Below are 26,533 nucleotides of genomic sequence, written 5' to 3' on the forward strand. Positions count from 1 at the left end.
GTGTCGACCGCCCCACAGGTCGACGACGAGGTGCCCCGCCGGGCCGTCGTCCGGCTGGTCCGGCTGGGCTTCCACGACGGCGCCCGGGCCGCCCGGCTGCTCGCCTCACCGGCGCTCGGGCTCTGGGACCTCGACCGCAACGAGCCGGCCGACCCCGAGGCCGCGCCGGTGGTGTCCGCCCTGGCCCGGGCCGGCGACCCCGACCTCGCCGTCCGTTCGCTGACCCGCCTGGTGGAGGCGCTGGACGACGCCGACCCCGACGGTGGCCTCGCCGCGTCGCTGCTGGCCCGGCTGCGTGGCTCGGCCGGGGTGCGCGCCCGGCTGCTCGCGGTGCTGGGCGCCTCCGCCGGACTGGCCGACCACCTGGCCGCCCACCCGACCGACTGGGTGGTGCTGGACGTCGAGGACCGCGCGGCGCCGCGGCCCAGCCCGCAGGAGCTGGAGCAGCAGCTGCTGTTCGCGGTGGGCGCCGACCCCGACGACCCGCCGTGGGGCGTCCGGCTGGGCAGCGCCGCACCGGACGCCAGCCCGGCCCGGGTGCGCGACCTGCGGCACGCGTACCTGCGCGCCGTGCTGTCCCTGGCCGGCCGCGATCTGGCTGATGGTCTGCCCGCCGACGAGGTGGCCGGCGAGCTGGCCGACATCGCCGGCGCGGTGCTCACCGCCGGGCTGGCGCTGGCCGTGGCCGAGCAGCCGGCTGACGCGGCCCCCTGTCGGCTGGCGGTGATCGGGCTGGGCAAGTGCGGTGGCCGGGAGCTCAACTACGTCAGCGACGTCGACGTCGTCTTCGTCGCCGAGCCGGTCGAGGACGGCGCGGACGACGCGGCCGCGGTGGCCAGTGCCGCCCGGGTCGCCGGCGCACTGATGCGGATCTGCGGAGAGGCCGCCTGGGAGGTCGACGCCGCGCTGCGGCCGGAGGGCAAGCGCGGACCGCTGGTGCGCACCCTCGCCGGGCACCGGGCCTACTACGACACCCTGGCCAGCACCTGGGAGTTCCAGGCGCTGCTGAAGATGCGCCCGGTCGCCGGTGACCCGGCGCTGGGCCGGGAGTACGTCGACCAGCTGTGGCCGCTGGTCTGGAAGGCCGGTGACCGGCCCGGCTTCGTCGCGGAGATCCAGGCCATGCGCCGGCGGGTCGAGCAGAACATCCCCGCCGCCCAGGCCGACCGGCAGCTGAAGCTGGGCCGGGGCGGGCTGCGCGACGTGGAGTTCAGCGTGCAGCTGCTGCAGCTGGTGCACGGCCGGGCCGACGTCTCGCTGCGGGTCGGCGGCACCATCCCGGCGCTGACCGTGCTGGGTGCGGGGGGCTACATCGGCCGGGAGGACGCCGCGACGCTGGTGGCCTCCTACCGCTTCCTGCGCACCGTGGAGCACCGTCTGCAGCTGCTCCGGCTGCGCCGCACCCACCTGCTCCCGGTCGCCGACGACCAGCTGCGCTGGCTGGCGCGCTCGCTGGGCTACAAGCCCGACGACCGGGGCGACTCGGTCGCCGTGCTGCAGGCGGAGCTGGCGCTGCACACCCGGGTGGTGCGCCGGCTGCACGAGAAGCTGTTCTACCGGCCGCTGCTGTCCTCGGTGGCCCGGGTGCCCGGCGAGCAGCTGGCGCTGGGCCCGAAGGCGGCGGGGGAGTGGCTGCGCGCGCTGGGGTTCGCCGACCCCGACGGCGCACTGCGGCACCTGACCGCCCTCACCGGGGGGCTGAGCCGCTCGGCGTCGATGCAGCGCTACCTGCTCCCGGTGCTGCTGCAGACCTTCGCCTCCTGCGCCGACCCCGACGCCGGGCTGCTGGCCTACCGCAAGGTCAGCGAGGCGCTGGGCAACGACCAGTGGTTCCTGCGGCTGCTGCGCGACGAGGGCCAGACCGCCGAGCGGCTGGCCGTGCTGCTCGGGTCCAGCCAGTACGTGGCCGGGCTGCTGACCCGCACGCCCGAGGCGATGCGGCTGCTGGCCGACGACGCCCAGCTGGAGCCGCGCAGCGCCGAGGCGCTGAGCACCGCCTGGCGGCAGGCGGTCGCCCGGGCCGGGGACGCGACGGCCGGGGTGCGGGTGCTGCGCTCGCTGCGCCGCCAGGAGCTGCTGCGGATCGCCTGCGCCGACCTGCTCGGCCGGCTCGACGTGCACCGGGTGGGCCGGGCGCTGCACGACGTCGCCGTCGCCACCCTGCGGGCCGGGCTGGACGCCGCGGTGCGCAGCTGGGCCGCCGAGTCGGGCACCGCCGTGGCCGACGTCCCGGTGGACCTCGCGGTGATCGGGATGGGCCGCCTCGGCGGGGCGGAGCTGGGGTACGGCTCGGACGCCGACGTCCTGTTCGTGCACCGGGTGCGGCCCGGGCACGACGAGACCCGGGCCAGCCAGGTCGCCAACGCCGTGGCGCACGCGCTGCGCCGGCTGCTCAGCGAGCCCGCGCCGGACCCGGCGTTCGAGGTGGACGCCAACCTGCGCCCCGAGGGCCGGCAGGGCGCGCTGTCGCGCAGCCTGAGCGCCTTCGCCGAGTACTACCAGCGGTGGGTCTCGACCTGGGAGGTGCAGGCGCTGCTGCGCGCCGAACCGGTGGCCGGCGACGAGGCGCTGGGCCGGGAGTTCGTCGCGCTGGTCGACCCGCTGCGGTACCCGGCCGAGGGGCTCAGCCCGGAGCAGGTGGCCGAGATCCGGCGGATCAAGGCGCGGGTCGACAGCGAGCGGCTGCCCCGCGGCGCCGACCCGGCCACGCACACCAAGCTCGGCCGCGGCGGGCTGGCCGACGTCGAGTGGACCGTGCAGCTGCTGCAGCTGCAGCACGCCGCGACGCACCCTCCGCTGCAGGTCACCCCGACCGTCCAGGCGCTCACCGCGCTCGGGGACGCCGGGCTGCTGGACGCCGGTCAGGTCGAGGCGCTGCAGGCGGCCTGGGAGCTGGCCAGCCGGGCGCGCAACGCGGTCTTCCTGGTGCGCGGCCGGCCCGGCGACCAGCTGCCCCGGCAGGGCCTGGAGCTCAACGGGGTGGCCCGCGCCTGCGGCTACGGCCCGGACGTGGACGCCGGCCAGTTCGTCGACGACTACCGGCGGGTCACCCGGCACGCCCGCACGGTGGTCGAGCAGGTCTTCTACGGCCGCGAGGAGGCCTGAGCACCGTGTACGTGCCCGCACACTTCACCGCCCCGGACGACGCCCTGGCCCAGCTGCTCGCCGCACCGGGTGCGGTCGACCTGGTCAGCAGCACGCCCGACGGGCTGACCGCCACCACGCTCCCGATGCTGCACGACCCGCAGGCCCGCACCCTGACCGGCCACCTGGCCCGGAACAACACCCAGTGGCGGGACACCGTGGGGGAGGTGCTGGTCATCGTCCGCGGACCGGACGCCTACGTCTCGCCGTCCTGGTACGCGTCGAAGGCCGAGCACGGCCGGGTGGTGCCCACCTGGGACTACGTTGTCGCCCACGTGCACGGCGAGCTGGTGGCGCACACCGACCCCGACTGGCTGGCCGCACACGTCACCGGCCTCACCGACGCGCACGAGGCCGGCCGGGCCGAGCGGTGGGCGGTCACCGACGCGCCGCCGCGGTTCGTCGCCGGGCAGCTGCGGGCGATCGTCGGGGTCGAGGTGCGGATCAGCCGCATCGAGGCCAAGTGGAAGATGTCGCAGAACCGCCCGGCCGCCGACGTGGACGGCGTGGTCGCCGGGCTGCTCGCCGACGGGGAGTCCGCGACCGCCGCGGCCGTGCGGCTCACCCACCCGGGGGACCGGGGTTGAGCGGCGTTCCCGCCGGGAACGACGGACCGGTGCCCGAGGACCAGCAGACCCCCGCCGCCCAGCTCCCGGCGGCCGACGACGTCACCGACGAGGCCGTGCGCGACGAGCCGCCGGCGGACGAGCCGACGGCGACCATCACGCCCTACCGGGACGGGCCGCTGATCGTGCGCGGGGACTTCCGGCTGGTCGACACCGACGGCAACGAGATCGACCCCGGCCGCAAGACCGTCGCGCTGTGCCGGTGCGGGAAGTCGGGCATCAAGCCGTTCTGCGACGGCACGCACAAGCGGGCCGGGTTCCACTCCGGCAGCGCGCCGTCCCGCCCCCGGCCGGCCGCGCGGATCTTCCAGGAGCACCAGGGCTGATCCCGGCCCGCCTCGTCCGGGTCACCGGGAGTTTGCCGTCCGGTCACTGGGCGCACCCCCGCGGGCAGCAGGGTCAGCGGCGACCCTGACCCGAACTCCCGAGGTGGCCCGTGCTCCGTCGTCCGCTCCGTCCCGTCTCCGCCGTCCTCTCCCTCGGCACGCTCGCCGTGCTGGCCGCTGCCGGCCCGGCCGCCGCCGCGCCGGCTGCGACCTTCGCGCCGCTGGCCACCGTCGAGGTGGGTGGCGAGGTCGCCGAGATCCTCTCCGCCACCCCGGACGGGCGCACGGTCGTCTACACCGACTCCGAGCTGGGCCGGATCGGCCTGGTCGACCTCAGCCGTCCCGGGACCCCGCGGGACCTCGGCTCGATCGACGTCGGCGGTTCGCCGACCTCGGTCACCGTGCTCACCAACGCGCGGTACGCCCTGGTCGCCGTCGACACCACCACCGACCTCGCCCGGCCCTCGGGGCACCTGGCGGTCGTCGACCTGCCCCGGCGCGCGGTGGTGCGCACCATCGACCTGGGCGGCCAGCCCGACTCGATCGACGTCGGCCCGAGCGGGGTGTTCGCCGCCATCGCCATCGAGAACCAGCGCGACGAGGACCTCGAGGTCGGTGACGTGGAGGGCGGGCTGCCGCAGCTGCCGGCCGGGTACCTCTCGGTGGTCGACCTGCGCGGCCCGGTCAGCGCCTGGACCGCCGCAAGGGTCGAGCTGACCGGCCTGCCGGGGGCCGTGTACGCCGAGGACCCGGAGCCGGAGTTCGTCGACGTCGACGGCCGCGACATCGCCGCGGTCACCCTGCAGGAGAACAACGCCGTCGCGCTGGTCGACCTGGCCCGTCAGCGGGTGGTCGGCTCGTTCTCCGCCGGCACGGTCACCCGCACCGACGCCGACACCTCCGACGACGACGTGATCGCCTTCGACGACACGCTGGTGGCCCCGCGCGAGCCCGACGCGGTCCAGTGGACCCTGCGCGGGAACCTGGTCACCGCCGACGAGGGCGACCTGGCCGACGAGCCCGCCGGCGGCCGCGGCTGGACGGTCTTCGACCAGTCCGGAACGGTGCTCTACAGCAGCGGCGGCTCCGCCGAGCAGGCGCTCGCGGCGGCCGGGGCGTACCCCGACGGGCGCAGCGACGACAAGGGCGCGGAGTTCGAGGGCGCGGAGGTGGCCCGCATGCGCGGGGTCGACTACACCTTCATCGGCTCCGAGCGCGGTGACGCCGTCCTGGTCTACGACACCGACCGGGACGCCGCGCCCGAGCTGCTGCAGGTGCTGCCGGTCGGCGACGCCCCCGAAGGGCTGCTCGCCATCCCCTCCCGCGGGCTCTTCGTGACCAGCAACGAGGACGACGGCACCCTGTCCGTCTTCGGCCTCCGCTGACTCCGGGCCCCTGCAGGGGCCCGGAGTGGACCCGGTCGTCGCTAGGCGGCGACCGGGTCCTGCTCGCGCAGGCCGGAGCGGCCGGCCCGCCAGGCGCCCAGCAGGTGCTCGGCGGTCAGGCCGTCCAGGGCGAGCGAGCACTGCGCGCCGAAGAGGACGTCGGCGGCCAGGGACGGGTCCTCGGCGACCAGCGACCCGCACATGTCCACCGAGGCGATCTGCTCGTGCACCGCGTCGGCCTCCACGTGCTCGTCGTAGAAGACCGTGGTCCGGTCCCCGAAGCCGAGGCGGCGCAGCCCCGCGGAGTACCGGCGGCTGGGCTCCGAGGAGGTCATCTCCACTGCGGCCAGGTGGCCCAGGCAGGCGCCCCGGAACGCCCGGTGCAGGCCGAACAGCGACATGGTGTTGACCGAGGTGAAGGCCACCGCGGGCGCGTCGTCCCAGAGCGCGCCGTAGCCGGTGTCCAGGTCCAGGTCGGCCATCATCCCGGCGAACAGCTGGCTGTGCATGCGCTCGACCGCGCCGCCGCCGTACTCGTCGGCCTGGATCTCCACCATCGCCGCCTTGGCCCGCCCGCCGATGCGCGGGATCGCCCAGGTGTGCGGGTCGCCCTCCTTGAGGTGGTAGACCGACCGCAGGGTCAGGTACTCCCGCCACTGCTCGAGGGTGCCCTCCTTGGCCAGGTACCTGGACAGCGACGGGCCGTCGTCGGCGTCGATCACCGCGGTCAGCTGCTGGTCCACCGGCTCGTCGGTGACCTCCACGGGGGTGATGAGCTCCCGCAGCGCGGCCAGGTGCCGCTGTTCCAGCAGGGCGCGCAGCCGCAGCAGGTCCGGCGACCACTCCCAGGCGTCGTCCACGCCGTCGAAGCCGCGGTAGTGCAGCTCGTAGCAGATCGCCAGGCTGAGCTGCAGGTCGTCGTCGGTGAGCGGGGCGGCCGCCGAGGTGGTGAGCCCCTCGGCGGCGGCGAGCGTGCGCGGGCTGATGGTCGACCCGGCGGTGAGGTCCGCGCACAGCGCGGCGCTGACGGGGCCCCGTGGCTTGGGAAGGCGCATGGGGTGATCATGCCCAGGCCGTCGGCGTCCGGAACCTCCCGCGGGACATCGGTCGCGCGCCACATGCTGCGGAGCCCCGCACCTCGGTGAGGTGCGGGGCTCCGCGGTGCTGCAGCTGGGGGTCAGACCTGGCGGTCGAAGGCGGAGGCCATCCGGGCCTGCTCCTCCAGCACCTCGCCCATCCGCGCCTGGACGGCGTCGAGCTGGCCGATGATCTCGCTGGTGGTGTGGATGCCCTCGGCGACGGCCTTGCTGCTGGCCTGGATGCCGGCGATCTGGTCGGACACCTTCTGGGTGGCGTTGGCGGTCTCCCGGGCCAGGTCCTTGACCTCGCTGGCCACGACGGCGAAGCCCTTGCCCAGCTCCCCGGCGCGGGCGGCCTCGATGGTGGCGTTGAGCGCGAGCAGGTTGGTCTGGTCGGCGATGCCGGAGATGATCCGGATGACCTCGCCCACCGCCGCGGAGGCCTCGTCCAGGGCCTCGACCTCACCGGTCATCGTGGATGCCTGGCTGACCGCGCTCTCGGCCACCCGGCCGGCGTCTCCGGCGGCCTCGCGGAGCCGGGAGACGGTGTCCAGCAGCTCGCGCGCGTTGTCGGCGGACTCCTCGGTGCGGCGCAGCACGTCCAGCCGCTGGGAGACCAGCTGCTGCACGTTGCGCAGCGCCGAGCGGCGGGACTCCGACAGCTCGATGGTGGTGGTGACGAAGAAGTCCATCGTGCCGATCACCCGGCCACCGACCATCAGCGGGAAGCAGACCCCGGACTTGACCCCGGCACGCTGGGCGGCCGGTGCGCGCACGCAGTCGGTCATCTCCCCGATGTCGCGGACGAAGAACAGGTCCCGGGAACGCCAGGCCCGCCCGGACACACCCACGCCCTCGGCGAAGGAGGCGGCCAGGGTGACCCGGCGGAACTCCTCACCGGCCGAGCCGGACTCCTGCTGGAAGCGCAGCACGTTCGCCGACTCGTCCAGCGCCCAGTACGAGCCGTAGGCCCAGCCGAAGGCCTCCCGCACGGTGTCCAGCGCGATCCGCAGCGCCGACGCCTGGTCGGCGGCTGCCCCGAGCTCGGTGACGACGCTGGTCACCGCGACCCGGTCGTCGAGGGTCTCCTGCAGCTCGTTGCGGGCCAGCGCAGCCCGGCGGGCGTGGGAGAGCAGCCGGCCCAGGGAGTCCCACTTGCCCTGGCGTGCGCCGGTGAACGGCAGCTCCCCGCGCTCGTAGTACTCGTTCAGCGCCGTGACGACGCCGTTCTCCACCGTCGGCAGGATGCAGCCGTGGGTCGCCCCGGCGGCGAGTGCCCCGGCCCAGCGCAGGCAGACCTTCGGGTCGCTGTCCAGGTCGACCAGGACAGCGGACTTGGTGCGGATCGCCTGGCCGCCGTAGCCGTCCCCGGAGGTCACGGCCTCGACCCGGGCAGCCGCGGTGGCGGCGATCGCGGCGGTCATCTCACCGGACTCACCCGCCAGGCGGAACGCGCCGTCCGGGCCGGGGAGCCACACGGCTCCGTAGGAGAGCCCGAGCTCCTCGACCAGCGTGGCGGTGATCGTGCGGTGCGCGTCGAGGGCGTCGGTCACCCCCCGGTCGAGGACGGCGATCACCTTCTCCACCGCCTCGACGTCACGGGGCATCTCCGCCGTGGTGAGCACGACCTTGTCCGGGGTGCTCGCGCGCCGCCTCATCCATGTCCTCCATCGCCTGACCGGCCGAGCCGGCGGGTGTCCCCGGTCACCCGTGCGATGGGTGACGTCCTCCTCGACATCGGCAGGCGGCGGCCGGACTTGACCCGGGACCTCGGACGGCGGCTCACGACCCGGTGGTGTGCCGCCGTCCTCCGGCGGGTCGGACCCGGCCGGGCACCGTGGCCCGGCCGACGGCGCACCGGGGCGCGGCGTGGCGGCCACGCGGCGGCGGCTCAGACGTCCACCGCGAGCCGTTCGGCAGGCGGTCACGATCGTTCCGGATGTGGCCCTAAGCTCCGTGCACGACGGCGTCGACGAGGACGCCGCGGTGCTCGGAGGCGCGCATGTCCACGACGGTGACCAGGGACGACACAGGCGGCGGAGGCGGGCACCGCGGCCCGGACACCGGGCGGCGCTCGGTGCGCTCGGTGCTCGTCTGGGTGGCGGTGGCCGCAGTGGGTGCGGTCGCCTGGACGGTGCTGGCGCTGGCGCGCGGCGAGGCGGTGTCCGCGCTGTGGATCCTGTTCGCGGCGCTCTGCTCCTACGCCATCGCCTACCGCTTCTACGCCCGCTTCATCACCTACAAGGTGCTGCGCACCGACGACCGCCGGGCGACGCCGGCCGAGCGGCTGCAGAACGGCGTCGACTACGACGTCACCGACCGGCGGGTGCTCTTCGGCCACCACTTCGCCGCCATCGCCGGAGCGGGCCCGCTGGTCGGGCCGGTGCTCGCGGCGCAGATGGGCTACCTGCCCGGCACGATCTGGATCGTCGTGGGTGTCGTCTTCGCCGGCGCCGTGCAGGACCTGACGGTCATGTTCTTCTCGATGCGCCGCAACGGGAAGAGCCTGGGCCAGATGGTGCGCGAGGAGATCGGCATCGTCGGTGGCGTCGCCGCGCTGATCGCCGTCTTCGCCATCATGATCATCATCCTCGCGGTGCTGGCGCTGATCGTGGTCAACGCGCTGGCCGAGTCCCCGTGGGGCGTCTTCTCCATCGCGCTGACCGTCCCGATCGCGCTGTTCATGGGCGTCTACCTGCGCACGCTCCGGCCGGGCAGGGTGCTGGAGGCCACCGGCATCGGCGTCGTCCTGCTGCTGCTGGCGATCATCGGTGGCGGCTGGGTGCAGGACAGCGGGCTGGCCGACGCGCTGACGCTGTCCAAGGAGTGGCTGGTCCTGGCGCTGGTCGTCTACGGGTTCGTCGCCTCGGTCCTCCCGGTCTGGCTGCTGCTCACGCCCCGCGACTACCTGTCGACGTTCATGAAGATCGGCGTCATCGCCCTGCTGGCGGTCAGCCTGCTCATCGCCCGCCCGGTGCTGCAGGCCGACGCCGTCACCGACTTCGCCCGGGAGGGCACCGGCCCGGTGTTCGCCGGGTCGCTGTTCCCGTTCGTGTTCATCACCATCGCCTGCGGTGCGCTGTCCGGCTTCCACGCCCTGATCTCCTCGGGCACGACGCCGAAGATGGTGGCCAAGGAGAGCCAGATCCGGCTCATCGGCTACGGCGGCATGCTGATGGAGTCCTTCGTGGCGATCAGCGCGCTCATCGCCGCCTGCGTCATCGACCAGGGCCTGTACTTCGCGATGAACAGCCCTGCCGGGGCCACCGGCGGCACCGTCGAGTCGGCCGCGGCGTTCGTCAACGGCTTCGGGTTCGACACCACCGCGCAGGACCTCGCCGCCGCCTCGGCCGCGGTGCAGGAACCGACGCTGGTCTCGCGCACCGGCGGGGCCCCGACCCTGGCGGTCGGCATCTCGCAGATCTTCAGCGACGCCTTCGGTGGCGGGCTCCAGGCCTTCTGGTACCACTTCGCGATCATGTTCGAGGCGCTGTTCATCCTCACCGCGGTGGACGCCGGCACCCGGGTGGGCCGGTTCATGCTGCAGGACACGGTCGGCAACGTCTGGAAGAAGTTCGGCGACCTGTCCTGGCGGCCCGGCAACGTCATCGCCAGCGCGGTCGTGGTCGCCCTGTGGGGCTCGGTGCTCTACATCGGGGTGACCGACCCGCTGGGTGGGGTCAACCAGCTCTTCCCGCTGTTCGGCATCGCCAACCAGCTGCTCGCGGCGATCGCGCTGACCCTGTGCACGGTGCTGCTGATCAAGCACGGCAAGCTCCGCTACGCCTGGGTGACCGGCGTGCCGCTGGTCTGGGACCTCGTGGTCACCATGACGGCCAGCTGGCAGAAGGTCTTCTCCGACGTCCCGGCGATCGGCTACTTCGCCCAGGCCGAGCGCTACCGGGACGCCCGGGACGCCGGGGAGCTGCTCGCGCCCGCGCAGGACCGGGGGCAGATGGACCAGGTCGTCTTCAACTCCACCCTCAACGGCGTCCTGCAGAGCTTCTTCGCGGTGCTGGTGCTCGTGGTCGCCGCCAACGCCGTCGTGGTGATCGTCCGGGCGCTGCGGGCCGGTGGGCTGCCCACCACGGAGGAGCCGGCCACGCCGTCGCAGCTGGTGGAGCCGGCCGACCTGTTCGCCACCGCGGCGGAGAAGCGGGCCATCGCCGAGCACCGGGCGCTGGCCGGCGCGGGGGAGGGGAGCCGACGGTGACGGCGGTCCGGGAGGCCGTCGTCCGGGCCGCGCGCGGGGTGCGCTGGTACCTGCGGGAGTTCAGCGGGGAGGCCCGCTGGGACGAGCACCTGCGCGAGTGCGCCGCGCACGGGCACGAGCCGCTGAGCCGGCGCGAGTTCGAACGCCGCCGGTCCGACGCACTGGAGCGCACGCCGGTCAGCCGCTGCTGCTGACCTGTACGCACAGCGGCCCCCGACCTCGGTGAGGTCGGGGGCCGCTGTGGTCAGCCGGTGGATCAGATGTCGTAGTACATCGCGAACTCGTGCGGGTGCGGGCGGAGCCGGATCGGGTCGATCTCGTTCTCCCGCTTGTACTCGATCCAGGTCTCGATCAGGTCGGAGGTGAACACGCCACCGTCGAGCAGGTAGTCGTGGTCGACCTCGAGCCGGTCGAGCACCGCGTCCAGCGACGCCGGCACCTTCTCGATGCCCAGGGCCTCCTCGGGCGGCAGCTCGTAGAGGTCCTTGTCGATCGGCGCCGGGGGCTCGATCTTGTTCTTGACGCCGTCCAGGCCGGCCATCAGCATCGCCGAGAAGGCGAGGTAGGGGTTGGCCGACGGGTCGGGCACCCGGAACTCGATGCGCTTGGCCTTCGGGCTGTCACCCGAGATCGGGATGCGCGTGCACGCCGACCGGTTGCGGGCGGAGTAGACCAGGTTGATCGGCGCCTCGTAGCCGGGCACCAGCCGGTGGTAGCTGTTCACCGTCGGGTTGGTGAAGGCCAGCAGCGACGGGGCGTGCTTGAGCAGGCCGCCGATGTAGTGCCGGGCCATGTCGGACAGCCCCGCGTAGCCGGTCTCGGCGTGGAAGAGCGGCTGACCGTCCTTCCAGAGGCTCTGGTGGCAGTGCATGCCCGAGCCGTTGTCACCGAAGAGCGGCTTGGGCATGAACGTGGCGCTCTTGCCGTGCGCCCAGGCGGTGTTCTTCACGATGTACTTGAACAGCATCAAGCTGTCGGCGGACCGCAGCAGCGTGTCGAACTTGTAGTTGATCTCGGCCTGACCGCCGGTGCCCACCTCGTGGTGGCCGCGCTCGAGCTCCAGCCCGGCGTTGGCCAGGTTGACCATCATCGTGGCGCGCAGGTCGCTCTGGTGGTCGTAGGGCTCGACCGGGAAGTAACCGCCCTTGGGCCGGGTCTTGTAACCCAGGTTCGGGCCGCCGTTCTCGCCGGTGAGCGACCCGGTGTTCCAGGAGCCCTCGACCGCGTCGATGTGGTAGTAGCCCTCGTTGATCGAGGTGTTGTGCCGCACCGAGTCGAAGACGTAGAACTCCGCCTCCGGCCCGAAGTACGCGGTGTCCGCGATGCCCGAGCTGGCGAGGTACGCCTCGGCCTTCTTCGCCACGTTGCGCGGGTCGCGGCTGTAGGCCTCGCGCGTGATCGGGTCGTGGATGAAGAAGTTGATGTTCAGCGTCTTGTGGATGCGGAACGGGTCGACGAACGCACTGCTCGCGTCGGGCAGCAGCAGCATGTCGGACTCGTTGATCGCCTGGAAACCGCGGATCGACGAGCCGTCGAAGCCCAGGCCGTCGGCGAAGGTGTCCGGCCCGAACGTCTCGGCGGGGATGGTGAAGTGCTGCATGACGCCGGGGAGGTCGCAGAACCGGACGTCGACGAACTTCACGTCGTTGTCGCGGATGTAGGCGGTGACCTCTTCGGGACTGTTGAACATCGATCCTCCGGGAGTGGACGGCCAGCTCAACGGCAAGCTACGAGCGAGGAGTTGCTCTCCGGTGTCCCTCGTGTTTCCTGCCGGTAACACCGTCTCCGGCGTGTCGCCGGGAGACGGTCGCCGCGGCCGGTCGCCCCGCCCAGCGGCCCCGGCCGGGACGGCGCCGGGGAGGTCCTACGCTGGCGGGATGGCCGCGGACGACGCCCCACCCTCTCAGCAACGCACCCGTGGCGCCGCACTGGGGCTGCCCGCGGACGGCCCGGGATCGCTGGCCGGGTTCGGTCAGCGCAGCGTCGCGTTCCTCCTCGACGCCTTCGCCGCCGCCCTGATCGCCGGGCTGGTGACCGCCCCCGAGCTGCCGCGCAACTGGAGCCTGTTGTCCTTCGGCCTGGTCACCGTGGTGTTCCTGGTGCTGACCGGGCAGACCCCGGGCATGCGCCTGATGGGGCTGCGTCTGGCCCACCCGAGCCCGGGACGCCGGCTGGCGCCGTGGCGGGCCGTCGTCCGCACGGCCCTGCTGATGTTGCTGCTCCCGGCGTTGGTGGTCGACTCCGACGGTCGTGGCCTGCACGACCGGCTCACCGACACCGCGGTGATCCGGGAACGCTGATGCGACCTCCCCGCCATCGGTGGGCCCTCGACACGCAGGACGCCCCCGAGCCGGTCGGCTCGGGGGCGTCCTGCGGTGCGGGGCGACTCAGCGGCGGCGGACCTGACGCTGGCTCACCGACATCTGCCGGCCGCCGGGCAGCGGCCCGCCGGGGACCGGCATCCGGGCACCACCCAGGGCGGCCATCCGCTTGCCGAGGGCGTTGACCTCGGCGCCGGAGAGGTTGCGGGGCAGCTTCATGACGTGGGCGCTCAGCTTCTTCAGCGGGACCTGCCCCTCGCCGTCGCCGACGGTGACGTCGTAGATCGGGGTGTCGCCGACGACCTTGGCGATCCGTCGCTTCTCGGCCGCGATCAGGCCGCGCACCCGGCCGGGGTTGCCCTCGCCGACCAGCACGATCCCCGGCCGGCCGAGCACCCGGTGCACGGCGTCCAGCTCGCGGTTGCCGGCCACGCCGGAGCTGACCCGCCAGTCACCGCGCATCCCGTCCAGCACCCAGGACGCCGCACCCGGCTGGCCCTCGACCTGCCGGTACGCCGACCCCTGCGCGCGACGGCCGAAGACGATCAGCGCCGCCAGCAGGCCGAGCAGGACGGCGATGGGCAGGAAGATGAACGGAGAGCTGAGCAGCACGCCGACGAGCTCGATCACCGCGAACACCACCACGAAGGCGATGAGCATGAACCACGGCAGCTTCGGGTCGTTCTTGTACGTCATCGAGTAGGCCTGGCGCATCATGCCGGCCTGGCCCTTGAGCTTCGTCAGCCGCGACGTCTTCGGCTGGCCGTCCTTGCCGAGCTTGGGGGCCTTGCCCGGCTTGGGGGTCTTGCCCGGCTTGGCGGCCTTGCCCGGGGCGCCCACCGCGCTGGCGCCCGTGCCGCGTCCGGGCGCGCCGCCTGCCGGGCCGCGCCCGGCGGCGCCGGAGGGGGCGGAGGAGTCGGTGGACCTGCTGCGTGCCATGCCCCAAGAGTAAGACCCTGCTGTGCCCGCCCCGCGCGACGCGCGCCGCGCCTGCGCGGGGCGGTGCGGTCAGCGGGTGGTGACGGCCAGCCCGCGGGCCTCGGCGGCCTGCTGGTAGAGCCGCCCGGCGCGGTAGGAGCTGCGCACCAACGGGCCGGAGAGGACGCCGGCGAAGCCGATCCGCTCGGCCTCGGCGTTGAAGCCGACGAACTCGTCCGGCTTGACCCACCGGACCACCGGGTGGTGCCGGACGCTGGGGCGCAGGTACTGGGTGATGGTCAGCAGGTCGCAGCCGGCCTCGTGCAGCGCCTGCATGGTCTCCACGACCTCCTCCGGCTCCTCGCCCATGCCCAGGATGAGGTTGGACTTGGTGACCAGCCCGGCCTCCCGCGCGGCGGTGATGACCGACAGGGAACGCTCGAACCGGAAGCCGGGGCGGATCCGCTTGAAGATGCGGGGCACCGTCTCGACGTTGTGCGCCAGCACCTCCGGGCGGGAGGAGAAGACCTCGGCGAGCTGGTCGGGCTCGGCGTTGAAGTCGGGGATGAGCAGCTCCACGCCGCAGCCGGGCAGCGCCGCGTGGATCTGCCGGACGGTCTCGGCGTACAGCCAGGCGCCGCCGTCGGGCAGGTCGTCGCGGGCGACCCCGGTGATCGTGGCGTACTTCAGGCCCATCGTCGCGACGCTCTCGGCGACGCGGCGGGGCTCGTCGGCGTCGAAGTCGGCGGGCTTGCCGGTGTCGATCTGGCAGAAGTCGCAGCGCCGCGTGCACTGGTCACCGCCGATGAGGAACGTGGCCTCACGGTCCTCCCAGCACTCGTAGATGTTGGGGCAGCCGGCCTCCTCGCACACCGTGTGCAGACCCTCGCGGCGGACCAGCGACTTCAGCTCGGTGTACTCCGGGCCGGTCTTCAGCTTGGTCTTGATCCACTCGGGCTTGCGCTCGATCGGTGTCTGGCTGTTGCGGACCTCCAGGCGCAGCAGCTTGCGGCCGGCCGGTTCGATCCGCGACGTGTCCGGGGTCGCCGGCCCTGCAGTCGTGGCTGCCTCCTCCATGCCCAGGCTCATGCCCAGCACGGTACTCCCGCCTCCCGGCCACCCCCGGGGACGCCAGAGGGGGCCCAGCCGATGGCTGGGCCCCCTCCGGGTGCGCGCGGCGCAGGTCAGCCGCGGGTGTTGCCGGGCGTGCCGGCCGGCGCCTCGTCGTCACCCGTCGGACCGGCGGAGGCCACCGGGGTGTCGGGGTCGTTGAAGCTGCTGGTCGACGGCTCCGGAGCCGACTGGTTGCTCGGCTCGCCGGGCCCGGAGGCCGGCTGGGCCTCCAGAGCGCCGATGTCGGTGTCGGTCGGGCTGGAGTCCGAGGGCGCCGTCTCGGCGGTGGAGACGGTCTTGCCCTGTGCCTGCGGGGACTCGGTACCGCCTGCGGGGGTGCTCGGGGAACTGGACACGGGGTCCTCTCGGTAGCTGGGCACGGGGCCGTCGCCGGTCGGCGCCGGGGTCCACTGGTCCTCGGGGGCGTTGCGGCGGATCAGGATGGCGACGCCGGCGGCCAGCACGGCCAGGGCGGCGACCACCCAGGGCCAGCGACGGGGCTGCGGCTCGATCCCCACGCTGCGCTTCACCGAGGTGACGGTGGTGGCGGTGCGCTTGCCGGCCTCCTTGCGGGCCCGGGCGGCCGCCTTCTCCAGCTCGGCCCGCCGCTTGGCCGCCTTCCTGCCGAGCTTGTCGGCCTTCTTGCCGAGCTTCGCCGCCTTCTTGCTGGCGACCGCCCGGTTGGCGTCGGCCACCGCACGCAGCGCGACCAACCGGGCGGCGGCCTGGTCGCGGGCCGCCTCGGCGGCCGCCACGGCGTCGGCGCGCACCTTCTCGCCCTGTTTGGCGGTGACCGCGCCGACGGCGGTGGCCGAGGTGGCCAGCTCGGCGGTGCGGGCCTCCAGCAGCGCGCGGGCGGCCTCGGCCTGGGCGATCAGGTTCGCCCGGGCGCCGTCCAGTGCCGGCCCGGCGGCCTCGCGGGCCGCGGTCACCCGGGGCACGGCGTACGCAGCGGCCGCCGACGTGGCGGCGCTCAACCTCGGGCCGGCGGCGTCCCGCGCCGCCTCGATCCGCGGGGTGGCCGCGGCGATGGCCGTCTCCAGGTTGGCGCGGGCAGCCTTGGCGGCGGCCTCCAGCGCCGGTCCGCTGGCCTCGCGCGCGGCCTCGATCCGGGGCGTGGCAGCCGCGACCGCCGTCTCCAGGTTGGCCCGGGCGACCTTGGTCGCGGCCTCCAGGCGCGGGACGACGTCGGCCTCGTAGGCCTTCTGCGCGGCCTCCAGTCGCGGGGTGAGCGTCTTCTGTGCGGCCTCCAGCCGGGGCACGAGCACCTCACGGGCGGCGTCGAGCTGCGGGGCCAGGGCGGCGACCGCAGCCTCCACCCGCGGGGCGACGTCGGCGGCGTACGCCGTCTGTGCGGCCTTGGTCGCCGCTGCCACCTGGGGCGCGAGCTGTTCCGCGGTCGCCCGGCGGGCCTCGGTGACCGCGGCGCCGATGTGGGCGAGGCCCTCTTGCAACTCGGTCCCGATGACCTCTGTCGAGCTCTTCTTGCCGAACACTCCAGCACCTCCGAGTTGATCGCGTCGCGATCATCCTGCCCGCCATCGTCCGCGGGCACACCCCGAGCCCGCCGCCGGGCCTCCGCACGGGCGGGCAGCGGGCGGCATGGCTGGCTAGGTGGCTGGCTAGGTTGCCCCTGTGCAGCTACGGATCTTCACCGAACCCCAGATGGGCGCCACCTACGACGACCTGCTCGCGGTGGCCCGGCGCACCGAGGAGACCGGCTTCGACGCCTTCTTCCGGTCCGACCACTACCTGACCATGGGCGGCGACGGGCTGCCCGGTCCGACCGACGCCTGGGTGACCCTCGCCGGGCTGGCCCGGGAGACCAGCCGCATCCGGCTGGGCACGCTGATGACCGCCGCCACCTTCCGGCTGCCCGGGCCACTGGCCATCTCGGTGGCCCAGGTCGACCAGATGAGCGGTGGCCGCGTCGAGCTGGGCATCGGCTCGGGCTGGTTCGCCGAGGAGCACAGCGCCTACGGCATCCCGTTCCCCGAGCTGGGGGAGCGCTTCGACCGCTACGAGGAGCAGCTGGCGGTGATCAGCGGGCTGTGGGGCACGCCGGTGGGGGAGACCTTCGACTTCGCCGGGGATCACTACCAGCTCACCGGGTCCCCGGCGCTGCCGAAGCCGGTACAGCCCGGCGGCGTGCCGATCCTGGTCGGCGGCAACGGCAAGCGGCGCACCCCGCGGCTCGCGGCCCGCTACGCCGCCGAGTTCAACGTCCCGTTCGCCTCGGCCGAGGACAACGCCCGGCTGTTCGCCGGCGTCCGCGACGCCTGCACCGAGGCCGGCCGCGACCCCGGCGAGCTCGTCTACAGCTCCGCCCTCGTCCTGTGCGTCGGCCGCGACGAGGCCGAGCTGGCCCGCCGCGCCGCCGCGATCGGCCGGGACGTCGACGAGCTGCGGGCGCACGGCGTGGCGGGCACCCCCGCGGAGGCCGTCGACACCCTCGGCCGGTACGCCGAGGCCGGCGCGAGCCGGGTCTACCTGCAGGTGCTCGACCTGGCCGACCTGGACCACCTGGACCTGGTCGCGGCCGAGGTCGCCCCGCAGCTGGGCTGACCGGCGCTGGGCTGATCGGCGCTGGGCTGATCGGCGCGATGCCCCGCCCGCTGGTGGCGGGTGGGGCATCGCGGGCTCAGCCGAGCTCGGAGGCCAGCGGCTCCAGCGCCGCGCGCGACCCCAGCCAGGTGTTGGCCCGCTGCAGGTCGTCGTCGAAGTCCACCTCGACCGCGGAGAACCGGGAGATGTCCAGCGGCCGGAACTGCACCCCGGCGTGCTGGATGGCCAGCTCCATGCCCCGCTCGAAGTAGTCGCTGGCCTCGCAGGCCGCCAGGTGCTCGATGAGCGCGGCCTTGTCGGCGCCGGAGACGTAGTTGATGCCCACCGCCTCGCCCAGCCCGCCGACGACGGTCTTGGACAGCGCGGCGATGTAGCCGTCCTCGTCGAGGGTGTACTTGACCTCCTCGTCGGCGACCGTGGAGGTGTCCACGCAGACGAAGCTCTGGTCGGCGTGCACCAGCGGGGCGGCGTGGTCGAGCACCGCCGGGTCGAACACCACGTCGCCGTTGAGCCACAGCACGCCACCGGGCTGCGAGGTCCGCAGTGCGCGCAGCAGGCTCTGCGAGGTGTTGGTGACGGCGAAGTCGGGGTTGAACGCGAACAGCAGGTCCGGCTGCGCCCGCATGACGGCCTTGGCCCGGTAGCCCACGACTGCGGTGATCGGGGTCGCGTCGCCGAAGACGGCGCGGACGCCGTCCAGCTGCTGCTGCATGATGCTGCGGCCGTCCATCAGCGGGGTGAGCGGCTTGGGCAGCTTCCGGCCGAGCCGGGTGCCCATGCCCGCGGCGAGCACCACCACCTGCGGCACCCCGGTGGTGGGTTCGGCGGGACGGACGGCGACCAGGGGACGAGACCGCTGATCGCGGCCCCCGGTCAGGATCGGGTCAGCAGTGCGCATGCTCATCTCCTCGGTTCGTCGTTCGTGGGCACGGGGTGGTGACCGGCCGGGCGGGAGCGCCGGCCGCGGGGAAGAACAGCTGGAGGACCCGCTCGGTGGCGGCGCCGTCCTCCAGCGAGCAGAACCTCTCCCGGAAACGGTTGTACCGCTCCGTGGGTGCCCACGGTCGCCGTCCCAGCTCGGCGATCGCGGCGAGCACCTCCTCGCTGGTGGTCCACAGCGGCCCGGGCGCGATCTCGGCGAGGTCGAAGTAGAAGCCGCGCAGGTCGTCCCGGTAGTGCTCGAGGTCGTAGGTGAAGTGGACGATCGGCTTCCCGGTGACGGCGAAGTCGAACATCGTCGAGGAGTAGTCGGTGACCAGGACGTCGGCGGCCAGGTAGAGCTCGCTCACGTCGGGGTACCGGGAGACGTCGAGCAGCGGCGGTGACCCCTGCACGTCCAGCCGGTCGGACACCATCGCGTGCAGCCGGACGAGCAGCACGTGGTCGGGCCCCAGGCCCCGCGCCAGGTCACCGAGGTCGACCGGGAGGTCGTAGGACGGGCCGTCGTCGGAGAGCACCAGGTCGTCCCGCCAGGTCGGTGCGTAGAGCACCGCCCGCACGTGCTCGGCGATGCCGAGTGCCGCGCGGACCCGGGCGCGGCGCTCCCCCCGGTCCGGGGCGCTGAGCACGTCGTTGCGCGGGTAGCCGGTCTCGTGCACCGGGCCGGTGAACCCGAACGCGCTGCGCAGGTGCGGGGTGCTGGCCGCGTTGGGCGACAGCAGGTGGTCCCACCGGGCGATGTCCCGCATGATCATCTCCAGCCGGCCCTCCGGCGCCCACAGCGCGTCCCGGTGCAGCCGCTTGAGCGGTGTGCCGTGCCAGGTCTGCAGGTAGGTCGTGGTCGGCTGCTTGTCCCACTCCCGGGACAGGCCGTCGTTGGAGACGATGACGTCGGCGGACTCCAGGGCCGCCCGCGCGCCGGGGCCCCAGTGCTCCTCGGTGTGCACGTCGGCCGGGAAGTCGCCGCGCAGCTCCGGGCGGGCCAGCCAGACGGCGTCGACGTCCGCGCCGCGCGCGACGAGCGCCTCGTAGATCGCCCGCGGGTTGTCGGAGTAGCGGCCGCCGAAGCTGCTGAAGACGACCCTCATCGCCGCCGGCCCGGGACGGAGGAGACAGGGGAGACCCGGCCGGGGGTGCACCCCGTCGTCCGGCGGCGCGCTGGGCGCTGTCGCATGCTCACTCCTCCTCCGTGCTCTGGGCTCGACCGCTGCGTCCACCGGTCTCGGCTGCACCCCCGGGAGGGATGCGAGCGGGGTCGCGCCCCTCGCGGGCGCAGCTGCGCTGGTCGGGGCGTCGATGCACCCGGCCCCCCACCGGCCTGGCCACCGGTCGCGCTGCCGCCTGCCGAGCGGCGCTGCGGAGTCCGGTGGGTCTCGACGTCCCGGTGCGAGCGGGTCGTGCTCGTCCGGGCGGGCCCGTCCCGGACCGGAGTCGCGCACCCGTCCGCAGTCGAGCCAGTGCAGGCTACGGGCAGATCGGCCCCGGAGTCGAGCTGGGGGCCGGAGCCGCGCGCTAGGATCGGCCCGTGACCGGCGGACTCCTGCTTCCCCAGCCGTGCTGATCTGACCTGAGCAGAGCAGCACGGCGACCCCTCCTGTGTGAGGGGTCTTTTCATGTCCGCCCCTCGTACCCGGGAGCACCGACCATGAGCCAGACGGCCAGCCAGCACACCGAGCCCCCCGCCGACGGGGTGCCGCCGCACCGCTACACCCCGGCGCTGGCGCAGCAGATCGAGCTCGCCTGGCAGGACCGCTGGGAGGCCGAGGGCACCTTCCACACGCCCAACCCGGTCGGCCGGCTGAGCGAGGGCTTCGACCGGGTCGCCGACCGGCCCAAGGCCTTCCTGATGGACATGTTCCCGTACCCCTCGGGCGCGGGCCTGCACGTCGGGCACCCGCTGGGCTACCTGGGCACCGACGTCACCAGCCGCTTCCTGCGGATGGACGGCCACAACGTGCTGCACCCGATGGGCTACGACGCCTTCGGCCTGCCCGCGGAGCAGTTCGCCGTGCAGACCGGGCAGCACCCGCGGGTCACCACCGAGGCCAACATCGCGGCGATCAGCGCCCAGCTGCGCCGGCTGGGCGTCGACCACGACACCCGCCGCACCTTCGCCACGATCGACCCGGGCTACTACAAGTGGACCCAGTGGATCTTCCGGCAGATCTTCGAGGCCTGGTTCGACCCGGAGGCGGGCAAGGCGCGCCCGATCGCCGAGCTGGTCACCGAGCTGGACGCCGGCACCCGGCAGCCGGCCGAGGGCACGCTGCCCGAGGGCCGCACCTGGGCGGAGCTGTCCTCCGCCGAGCGACGTCGGGTCGTCGACGCCCACCGGCTGGCCTACCTGCACGAGGCCCCGGTGAACTGGTGCCCGGGCCTGGGCACCGTGCTGTCGAACGAGGAGGTCACCGCCGACGGGCGCTCCGAGCGCGGCAACTTCCCGGTCTTCCGGCGTCCGCTGACCCAGTGGATGATGCGGATCACCTCCTACGCCGAGCGGCTGCTGACCGACCTGGACCGGCTGGACTGGTCGGACTCGCTGAAGCAGATGCAGCGCAACTGGATCGGCCGTTCGACCGGCGCGCGGGTGCGGTTCCCGCTGTCGGGGCAGGAGATCGAGGTCTTCACCACCCGCCCCGACACCCTGTTCGGCGCCACCTACCTGGTGCTGGCGCCCGAGCACCCGCTGGTCGGCACGCTGACCGCCGCCGCATGGCCCGAGGGCACCGACCCGCGCTGGACCGCCGGTGCGGCCACCCCGGCCGAGGCGGTCGCGGCCTACCAGCGCCAGGCCTCCCGCCGCTCGGAGCTGGACCGGCAGGCCGAGGGCCGGGAGAAGACCGGGGTCTGGCTGGGCGTCACCGCGCGCAACCCGCTGACCGGGGCCGACCTGCCGGTGTTCATCGCCGACTACGTGCTGACCGGCTACGGCACCGGCGCGATCATGGCGGTGCCGGGAGAGGACGCCCGCGACTGGGACTTCGCGCAGGCGTTCGGGCTGCCCGTCGTCCGCACGGTGCAGCCGCCGGCCGACTTCGACGGCGGCGCCTACACCGGCACCGGCCCGATGATCAACAGCTCGAACGAGCAGCTGTCCCTGGACGGGCTGGACAAGGCCGCGGCGATCGCGAAGGTCACCGAGTGGCTGGTCGCCACCGGCGCCGGCGAGGCGACCACGACCTACAAGCTGCGTGACTGGCTGTTCAGCCGGCAGCGCTACTGGGGCGAGCCGTTCCCGGTCGTCTACGCCGTGGACGGCGAGGACGCCGGCCTGCCGGTCGCCGTCCCGGAGTCGATGCTGCCGGTGCTGCTGCCCGACGTCGACGACTACTCGCCCAAGACGTTCGCCGACGACGACGCCGACTCCAAGCCCGAGCCGCCGCTGTCCCGGGCCACCGAGTGGACGACGGTCACCCTGGACCTGGGCGACGGGCCGCGGGAGTACCGCCGGGAGACCAACACGATGCCCAACTGGGCGGGCTCGTGCTGGTACTACCTGCGCTACCTGGACCCCGGCAACGACGAGCGCTTCGTCGACCCCGAGCTGGAGGCCTACTGGATGGGCCCGCGGCAGCCCGGCGACGTCGGTGGGGTCGACCTGTACGTCGGCGGCGTGGAGCACGCCGTGCTGCACCTGCTGTACGCCCGGTTCTGGCACAAGGTCCTGTTCGACCTGGGGCACGTGACCAGCGAGGAGCCCTTCCGCCGGCTGGTCAACCAGGGCTACATCTCCGCCTTCGCCTACACCGACGCCCGGGGCTTCTACGTGCCCGCGGCCGAGGTCGTGGAGCAGGACGGTCAGTTCCTGTACCAGGGGGAGCCGGTCAACCGTGAGTACGGGAAGATCGGCAAGAGCCTGAAGAACATGGTCACCCCCGACGAGATGATCGGGCAGTACGGGGCCGACACCTTCCGGGTCTACGAGATGTCCACCGGGCCGCTGGACCAGTCCCGGCCGTGGGAGACCAAGGCGGTCGTCGGCTCGCAGCGACTGCTGCAGCGGGTCTGGCGGGTCGTGGTGGACGAGGAGTCCGGCGACGTGCGCGCCGCCGACGTCGAGCCGGACGACGAGACCTCCCGCGCGCTGCACCGGGCGATCGAGGCCGTGCGCGACGGCATGACCACGCTGCGGTTCAACATCGCCATCGCCCGGATCACCGAGCTGACCAACCACCTGACCTCCGCCTGCCCGCCGGGCACGCCGGTGCCCCGGTCGGTCGCCGAGTCGCTGGTGCTGCTGGTCGCGCCGCTGGCCCCGCACCTGGCCGAGGAGCTGTGGTCCCGGCTGGGGCACACCGGCTCGGTCGCCTGGGCGGCGTTCCCGGTGGCCGACCCGCAGTGGCTGGTCGACGACACCGTGCAGGTCGCCGTGCAGGTCAACGGCAAGGTCCGCGCGCAGGTCGCCGTGCCGGCCGACGCGGACGCCGCCGCACTGGAGGCGGCGGCCCGGGCGGACGAGAAGGTGGCCGCGCAGCTGGAGGGCAGGACCGTGCGCCGGGTGATCGCGGTGCCGGGCCGGCTGGTCAACTTCGTCGTCGCCTGACCCACCGCCGTCCGGGGCGCAGGCGATCAGGTCACCTGATCGAGGACGCCTCCCACCGCACCGACGTCGGTGCGGTGGGAGGCGTGTGCCGTGGCCGGTCGGCGGGAGACAGCCGACCGGTGTGCGGCGGTGTGGACCTCGCCCTCGACGGGGACGGGGGCTCAGGGGACGGGGGTGATCCGGATCATCGCCCGGCGTTCCCGGCCCCGGTGGGTGACCAGCGTGGCGAGCCGGGAGGCGCCGTAGGTGATCCGCCACTGCCAGCCGTACCGCCGGGCCAAGGCGTGCAGCGCCGGCGGCCAGTCGCTCGGTTCGAGCAGCGTGGCGACGGCCTCCACCGCGGGTCCCGCGGGCCGGCCGCGTACGTCGCACGGCGCGACGGTGACCCGGCTGGTGTGCCGCAGCCTCTTCACCTTCCCGGAGTCGGCGTTGGTCCAGACGACGAGGGAGTGGACCTCTCCGCCGTGCGCTGGTCCCGGACCGTCGACGAGGGGCGCCGCCCACACCGGGGTCGACACCGGCGCACCCGAGCGGCGGAAGGTGGTGAGACTGACGTAGCGGCTGGTCGGCAGGCCCGTCATGCCACTGGCGCGCCGGTGAGCACGCGGCGCATCGCGGCCTCGACCGCGTCGATCACCTCGGCGACGGGGACGTCGCGACCGAGTTCGACGCTCAGTGACGTCGCTCCGGCGTCCGGGATGCCGCAGGGCACCATGTTGCTGAAGGCACGCATGTCGGGGTCGCAGTTGAGGGCGAAGCCGTGCATGGTCACGCCACGGGCCACCCGTACGCCGATCGCGGCGATCTTGCGGTCGGGTCCGCGCTCGTCGGCCAGGACCCACACGCCGCTGCGCCCGTCGACCTGCTCGGTGGCCAGGCCGAAGCTGCCGCAGACCTCCATCAGGGCCCGCTCCATCCGGCGGACGTGGGCCACCACGTCGACCGGGTCGGGCAGGGCGACGATCGGGTAGCCCACCAGCTGGCCCGGGCCGTGCCAGGTGATCTTGCCGCCCCGGTCGACGTCGATGACCGGGGTGCCGTCGAAGGGCCGCTCGTGCGGCTCGGTGCGCTTGCCCGCGGTGTAGACCGGCGGGTGCTCCAGCAGCAGCAGGGTGTCCGGGCCGGTGCCCGCGACCCGCTGCTCGTGCAGCTCGCGTTGCCGCTCCCAGGCCTCCTCGTAGGGGACCAGACCCGCCCGCACGACCACCAGCTCGCTCATGACGGCGAGCCTATGCCCGTTCGGTGTGCAGCCGGCAGGCCCGCGGGGGCGTACCCGGCGGTGCGGTCGGGTCGTGGACGACGCCCGTCGGTGGCGCGCCGTGCTCGGCGGCCATGGGCGTCAGCCGGCCCCCTGGCCAGCCGGCCCAGCACGGCCCGGACGGTGCGGGCTCGGCCGGCCGTCGCGCCCTGGATGGACGGGGTGTCCCCGTGGTCCCCCGCAGACCAGGGGCGCCGGTGTCGTGGACGGTTCGCCTGCCTGTGGACGGCGCGCACGCGCTGGGCCCGCTGCGCCCTACCGTCCGGGCATGCCTGCGCCCGTCCCTCCCTCGGCTGCTCCCGTCGTGCCCGGCTACGTGCTCGAGGAGCTGCTCGGCCGGGGTGGTTCCGGGCAGGTCTGGCGGGCCCGGCCGCGGTCCGGCGGGCCTCCGGTCGCCGTCAAGGTCCTCGTCTGCGGCGACCCGGGTCGGCAGGAGCGGGAGGCCGCGATGCTCGGCGAGCTCGACCACCCGCACCTGGTGCGCCTGCACGAGGTGGTGCGCCGGGAGGTCCGCGAGGGCCCGGCGCAGGTCGCCCTGGTGCTCGACCTGCTCGCCGGAGGGAGCCTGGCCGCGCTGCTGGCCCGGCGTGGGCGCCTGCGGCCTGGTGAGGTGGTCACCACCGTGGCCCCGGTGGCAGCCGCATTGGCGCACGCCCACGAGCGCGGCGTGGTGCACGGCGACCTCTCGCCGGGCAACGTCGTGTTCACCGCGGAGGGCCGGCCGGTGCTGACGGACCTGGGCACGGCCCGCATCGTGGGCGACACCGCCCGGGCCGAGATGACCCCGGCGTACGTCGACCCGGTGGTGGCACGCGGTGGCGCGCCGGGGCCGGCCTCGGACGTCTTCGGTGTCGCCGCTGCCGCTTTCCATGCGCTGACCGGGGTGGCGCCCTGGAACGCGGCCGGCCCAGGGGCCACGCTGACCGTCGCCGCCGCGGGCGAGCTCCCCGACCTGGCCCTGCTGGCCCCGGAGGCACCGGAGGAGCTCGTCCGGGTCGTGCTGCGCGGCCTGTCCGCCGAACCGCACCTGCGCGGATCAGCCGCGGCCTTCGCACTCGACCTGCGGCACGCCTGCCGCCCCGAGCCCGTCCGGCTGCCGGTGGGCGGGGTGCCCGACGAGGAGCTCGGCGCGACCGGGCGCGGGCCGCGCACGGAGCTGACCCACCAGGTGCCCGGTCGGCGCGCAGGGGCCGGGCACTCCGCTCCGGTCCCCGCCGGCCGGCTGACCCGGCTGCGGGCCGGCGTGGCGAGCCGCTGGCGGACGACGCTCGGCGACTCGGTCCCGGACGCAGGGCAGCTGGTGCGGGCAGGGGCCCGGCGGGTGGGTGTCGGGCTGCTGGTGCTGGCCGGCATCGCGGCGGGGCTCGCGGTCGCGGTGTGGGCGGGGGCGAGCTGGGGCGGGGGGCCGGCCACGGACCCGGTGCCGGCAGCCGAGGCCGCAGCGGTCACGTCGGGCGCCGACCCCACCGCTGCGGGGACGACGGCGACACCGGCCCCCGAGCCGCCGGGCAGCGGCTCGGCGGCGTCGGCACCTGAGCCGGCGGCCTCGGATCCCGGGTCGCCGGGCACCGGACCGTCCGACGCGGGCAGCACGGGAGCGACCGCGCCCGTCGACCCGGCGGAGCCGCGGACGACCACCTCCGCACCGGGACCGGACGACCCGGTCGATGCCCAGGGCTGGGCCGACCTGGTCGGCGGCCTCTACGGACAGCGGGCGGTGGCCTTCGCCGGGGCCGCTCCTGCCGCGCTGGACGCGGTCTACTCCGCGGACGCCCCGCTCCGGGATCGCGACCGGCAACAGCTTGCCGACCTGGCAGCGGCCGGCCAGGTCCTGGAGGGCTTCTCGCCCCGGGTCGTCGAGGTCCTCGAGGTGGACCGCCGGCACCCCGACGAGGTCCGCCTGCTGCTGGTCGACACGGTGCCGGGCTACCGGGTGCAGACCCAGGCCGCCGCCGGCGCAGCGGTCGATGAGGTCACCGTGCCCGGCCGAGGGGAGGCCCAGGTGCGGATGGTGCTGGACCGCGGACCCGACGGCTGGCGCATCGCCGACGCGTCCCTGGTCGGCTGATGCTCATGCCCGGCTGACGACACCTGTCGTGGCGG

The 26,533-nt window shown here is 74.1% G+C and carries 20 protein-coding genes; 10 read left to right on the forward strand and 10 right to left on the reverse strand.

Translation table 11 applies throughout. From position 1 onward, the window contains the following. From HLA93_RS06040 to HLA93_RS06055, 4 genes are all read left to right on the forward strand, one after another. Complete coding sequence (locus HLA93_RS06040) at window positions 1-3,105, forward strand: bifunctional [glutamine synthetase] adenylyltransferase/[glutamine synthetase]-adenylyl-L-tyrosine phosphorylase (protein WP_222193400.1); 3,105 nt, start codon at window positions 1-3, stop codon at window positions 3,103-3,105. Window positions 3,106-3,110: 5 nt separating this feature from the next. Further along, a complete protein-coding gene (locus HLA93_RS06045; protein WP_222193401.1) occupies window positions 3,111-3,731 on the forward strand; it encodes an FMN-binding negative transcriptional regulator in 621 nt (206 codons plus the stop codon). After that, window positions 3,728-4,096: a CDGSH iron-sulfur domain-containing protein gene (locus HLA93_RS06050; protein ID WP_246625832.1), complete on the forward strand. Its 369-nt coding sequence runs from the start codon at window positions 3,728-3,730 to the stop codon at window positions 4,094-4,096. The genes HLA93_RS06045 and HLA93_RS06050 overlap by 4 nt, the downstream gene beginning before the upstream one ends. A 110-nt stretch (window positions 4,097-4,206) precedes the next feature. Then, a complete protein-coding gene (locus HLA93_RS06055) occupies window positions 4,207-5,481 on the forward strand; it encodes a hypothetical protein (protein WP_222193406.1) in 1,275 nt (424 codons plus the stop codon). Between the two features lie 41 nt (window positions 5,482-5,522). On the opposite strand, the gene HLA93_RS06060 is transcribed toward HLA93_RS06055, so the two are convergent. Together HLA93_RS06060 and HLA93_RS06065 are read right to left on the reverse strand one after the other, a co-directional pair. After that, entirely contained in the window at window positions 5,523-6,536 is a 1,014-nt protein-coding gene (locus HLA93_RS06060; RefSeq protein ID WP_222193407.1) for an iron-containing redox enzyme family protein, read from the reverse strand. Window positions 6,537-6,658: 122 nt separating this feature from the next. Next, window positions 6,659-8,218, reverse strand: a complete 1,560-nt coding sequence (locus tag HLA93_RS06065; protein ID WP_222193408.1) for a methyl-accepting chemotaxis protein — start codon at window positions 8,216-8,218, stop codon at window positions 6,659-6,661. 344 nt (window positions 8,219-8,562) lie between these two features. On the opposite strand from HLA93_RS06065, the gene HLA93_RS06070 reads away from it, so the two are divergent. Together HLA93_RS06070 and HLA93_RS06075 are read left to right on the forward strand one after the other, a co-directional pair. Continuing rightward, on the forward strand, window positions 8,563-10,773 hold the full coding sequence (locus tag HLA93_RS06070) for a carbon starvation CstA family protein (RefSeq protein WP_222193411.1): 2,211 nt from the start codon (window positions 8,563-8,565) through the stop codon (window positions 10,771-10,773). Beyond that, window positions 10,770-10,967 (forward strand): CstA-like transporter-associated (seleno)protein, encoded by a 198-nt coding sequence (locus HLA93_RS06075; protein WP_222193413.1) that lies wholly within the window; start codon window positions 10,770-10,772, stop codon window positions 10,965-10,967. Before HLA93_RS06070 ends, HLA93_RS06075 begins: the two co-directional genes overlap by 4 nt. Before the next feature lie 62 nt (window positions 10,968-11,029). Here HLA93_RS06075 and glnA read toward each other — a convergent pair whose 3' ends face one another. Continuing rightward, the gene (gene glnA / locus HLA93_RS06080) at window positions 11,030-12,463 is read right to left on the reverse strand and encodes a type I glutamate--ammonia ligase (protein ID WP_222193416.1); all 1,434 of its coding nucleotides are present in this window, start codon (window positions 12,461-12,463) and stop codon (window positions 11,030-11,032) included. Between the two features lie 187 nt (window positions 12,464-12,650). Between glnA and HLA93_RS06085 the strand changes: the two genes are divergently transcribed. Continuing rightward, window positions 12,651-13,073, forward strand: coding sequence for an RDD family protein (locus HLA93_RS06085; protein WP_222193417.1), 423 nt, complete (start codon window positions 12,651-12,653; stop codon window positions 13,071-13,073). An 87-nt stretch (window positions 13,074-13,160) separates the two neighbouring features. Here HLA93_RS06085 and HLA93_RS06090 read toward each other — a convergent pair whose 3' ends face one another. The 3 genes from HLA93_RS06090 to HLA93_RS06100 all read right to left on the reverse strand — a co-directional run bounded on the left by HLA93_RS06090 (window position 13,161) and on the right by HLA93_RS06100 (window position 16,621). Next, on the reverse strand, window positions 13,161-14,033 hold the full coding sequence (locus HLA93_RS06090) for a DUF4191 domain-containing protein (protein ID WP_222193420.1): 873 nt from the start codon (window positions 14,031-14,033) through the stop codon (window positions 13,161-13,163). Between the two features lie 69 nt (window positions 14,034-14,102). Further along, a complete protein-coding gene (lipA, locus tag HLA93_RS06095) occupies window positions 14,103-15,101 on the reverse strand; it encodes a lipoyl synthase (RefSeq protein WP_246625833.1) in 999 nt (332 codons plus the stop codon). Window positions 15,102-15,196: 95 nt separating this feature from the next. Then, window positions 15,197-16,621 carry a hypothetical protein gene (locus tag HLA93_RS06100; protein ID WP_222193421.1) on the reverse strand — a complete coding sequence of 475 codons (1,425 nt, stop codon included), beginning with the start codon at window positions 16,619-16,621 and terminating at the stop codon, window positions 15,197-15,199. A gap of 139 nt (window positions 16,622-16,760) precedes the next feature. On the opposite strand from HLA93_RS06100, the gene HLA93_RS06105 reads away from it, so the two are divergent. Continuing rightward, on the forward strand, window positions 16,761-17,690 hold the full coding sequence (locus HLA93_RS06105) for an LLM class F420-dependent oxidoreductase (protein ID WP_222193429.1): 930 nt from the start codon (window positions 16,761-16,763) through the stop codon (window positions 17,688-17,690). Between the two features lie 76 nt (window positions 17,691-17,766). Here HLA93_RS06105 and HLA93_RS06110 read toward each other — a convergent pair whose 3' ends face one another. Further along, complete coding sequence (locus HLA93_RS06110; protein ID WP_222193430.1) at window positions 17,767-18,588, reverse strand: NTP transferase domain-containing protein; 822 nt, start codon at window positions 18,586-18,588, stop codon at window positions 17,767-17,769. Beyond that, the gene (locus HLA93_RS06115) at window positions 18,575-19,717 is read right to left on the reverse strand and encodes a CDP-glycerol glycerophosphotransferase family protein (RefSeq protein WP_222193432.1); all 1,143 of its coding nucleotides are present in this window, start codon (window positions 19,715-19,717) and stop codon (window positions 18,575-18,577) included. The genes HLA93_RS06110 and HLA93_RS06115 overlap by 14 nt, the downstream gene beginning before the upstream one ends. 557 nt (window positions 19,718-20,274) lie before the next feature. Here HLA93_RS06115 and leuS point away from each other — a divergent pair. Then, complete coding sequence (leuS, locus tag HLA93_RS06120; protein WP_222193434.1) at window positions 20,275-23,172, forward strand: leucine--tRNA ligase; 2,898 nt, start codon at window positions 20,275-20,277, stop codon at window positions 23,170-23,172. Window positions 23,173-23,333: 161 nt separating this feature from the next. Here leuS and HLA93_RS06125 read toward each other — a convergent pair whose 3' ends face one another. After that, complete coding sequence (locus HLA93_RS06125) at window positions 23,334-23,753, reverse strand: PPOX class F420-dependent oxidoreductase (RefSeq protein WP_222193436.1); 420 nt, start codon at window positions 23,751-23,753, stop codon at window positions 23,334-23,336. Next, window positions 23,750-24,391, reverse strand: coding sequence for a lipoyl(octanoyl) transferase LipB (lipB, locus tag HLA93_RS06130; protein WP_222193437.1), 642 nt, complete (start codon window positions 24,389-24,391; stop codon window positions 23,750-23,752). Before lipB ends, HLA93_RS06125 begins: the two co-directional genes overlap by 4 nt. 307 nt (window positions 24,392-24,698) lie before the next feature. On the opposite strand from lipB, the gene HLA93_RS06135 reads away from it, so the two are divergent. Further along, entirely contained in the window at window positions 24,699-26,498 is a 1,800-nt protein-coding gene (locus tag HLA93_RS06135) for a serine/threonine-protein kinase (RefSeq protein ID WP_222193438.1), read from the forward strand. The last annotated feature ends 35 nt before the right edge of the window (window positions 26,499-26,533 follow it).

This window comes from Modestobacter italicus, assembly GCF_019799965.1.
In the GTDB taxonomy this organism is placed as follows: domain Bacteria; phylum Actinomycetota; class Actinomycetes; order Mycobacteriales; family Geodermatophilaceae; genus Modestobacter; species Modestobacter italicus_A.

Excerpts from the sequence above, each read along its gene's own strand:
- HLA93_RS06060 (WP_222193407.1), bottom strand. The coding sequence starts at position 6,536 with ATGCGCCTTCCCAAGCCACGGGGCCCCGTCAGCGCCGCGCTGTGCGCG.
- HLA93_RS06065 (WP_222193408.1), bottom strand. The coding sequence starts at position 8,218 with ATGAGGCGGCGCGCGAGCACCCCGGACAAGGTCGTGCTCACCACGGCG.
- HLA93_RS06070 (WP_222193411.1), top strand. The coding sequence starts at position 8,563 with ATGTCCACGACGGTGACCAGGGACGACACAGGCGGCGGAGGCGGGCAC.
- glnA (WP_222193416.1), bottom strand. The coding sequence starts at position 12,463 with ATGTTCAACAGTCCCGAAGAGGTCACCGCCTACATCCGCGACAACGAC.
- HLA93_RS06085 (WP_222193417.1), top strand. The coding sequence starts at position 12,651 with ATGGCCGCGGACGACGCCCCACCCTCTCAGCAACGCACCCGTGGCGCC.
- HLA93_RS06090 (WP_222193420.1), bottom strand. The coding sequence starts at position 14,033 with ATGGCACGCAGCAGGTCCACCGACTCCTCCGCCCCCTCCGGCGCCGCC.
- lipA (WP_246625833.1), bottom strand. The coding sequence starts at position 15,101 with ATGAGCCTGGGCATGGAGGAGGCAGCCACGACTGCAGGGCCGGCGACC.
- HLA93_RS06110 (WP_222193430.1), bottom strand. The coding sequence starts at position 18,588 with ATGCGCACTGCTGACCCGATCCTGACCGGGGGCCGCGATCAGCGGTCT.
- HLA93_RS06115 (WP_222193432.1), bottom strand. The coding sequence starts at position 19,717 with ATGAGGGTCGTCTTCAGCAGCTTCGGCGGCCGCTACTCCGACAACCCG.
- leuS (WP_222193434.1), top strand. The coding sequence starts at position 20,275 with ATGAGCCAGACGGCCAGCCAGCACACCGAGCCCCCCGCCGACGGGGTG.
- HLA93_RS06125 (WP_222193436.1), bottom strand. The coding sequence starts at position 23,753 with ATGACGGGCCTGCCGACCAGCCGCTACGTCAGTCTCACCACCTTCCGC.
- lipB (WP_222193437.1), bottom strand. The coding sequence starts at position 24,391 with ATGAGCGAGCTGGTGGTCGTGCGGGCGGGTCTGGTCCCCTACGAGGAG.
- HLA93_RS06135 (WP_222193438.1), top strand. The coding sequence starts at position 24,699 with ATGCCTGCGCCCGTCCCTCCCTCGGCTGCTCCCGTCGTGCCCGGCTAC.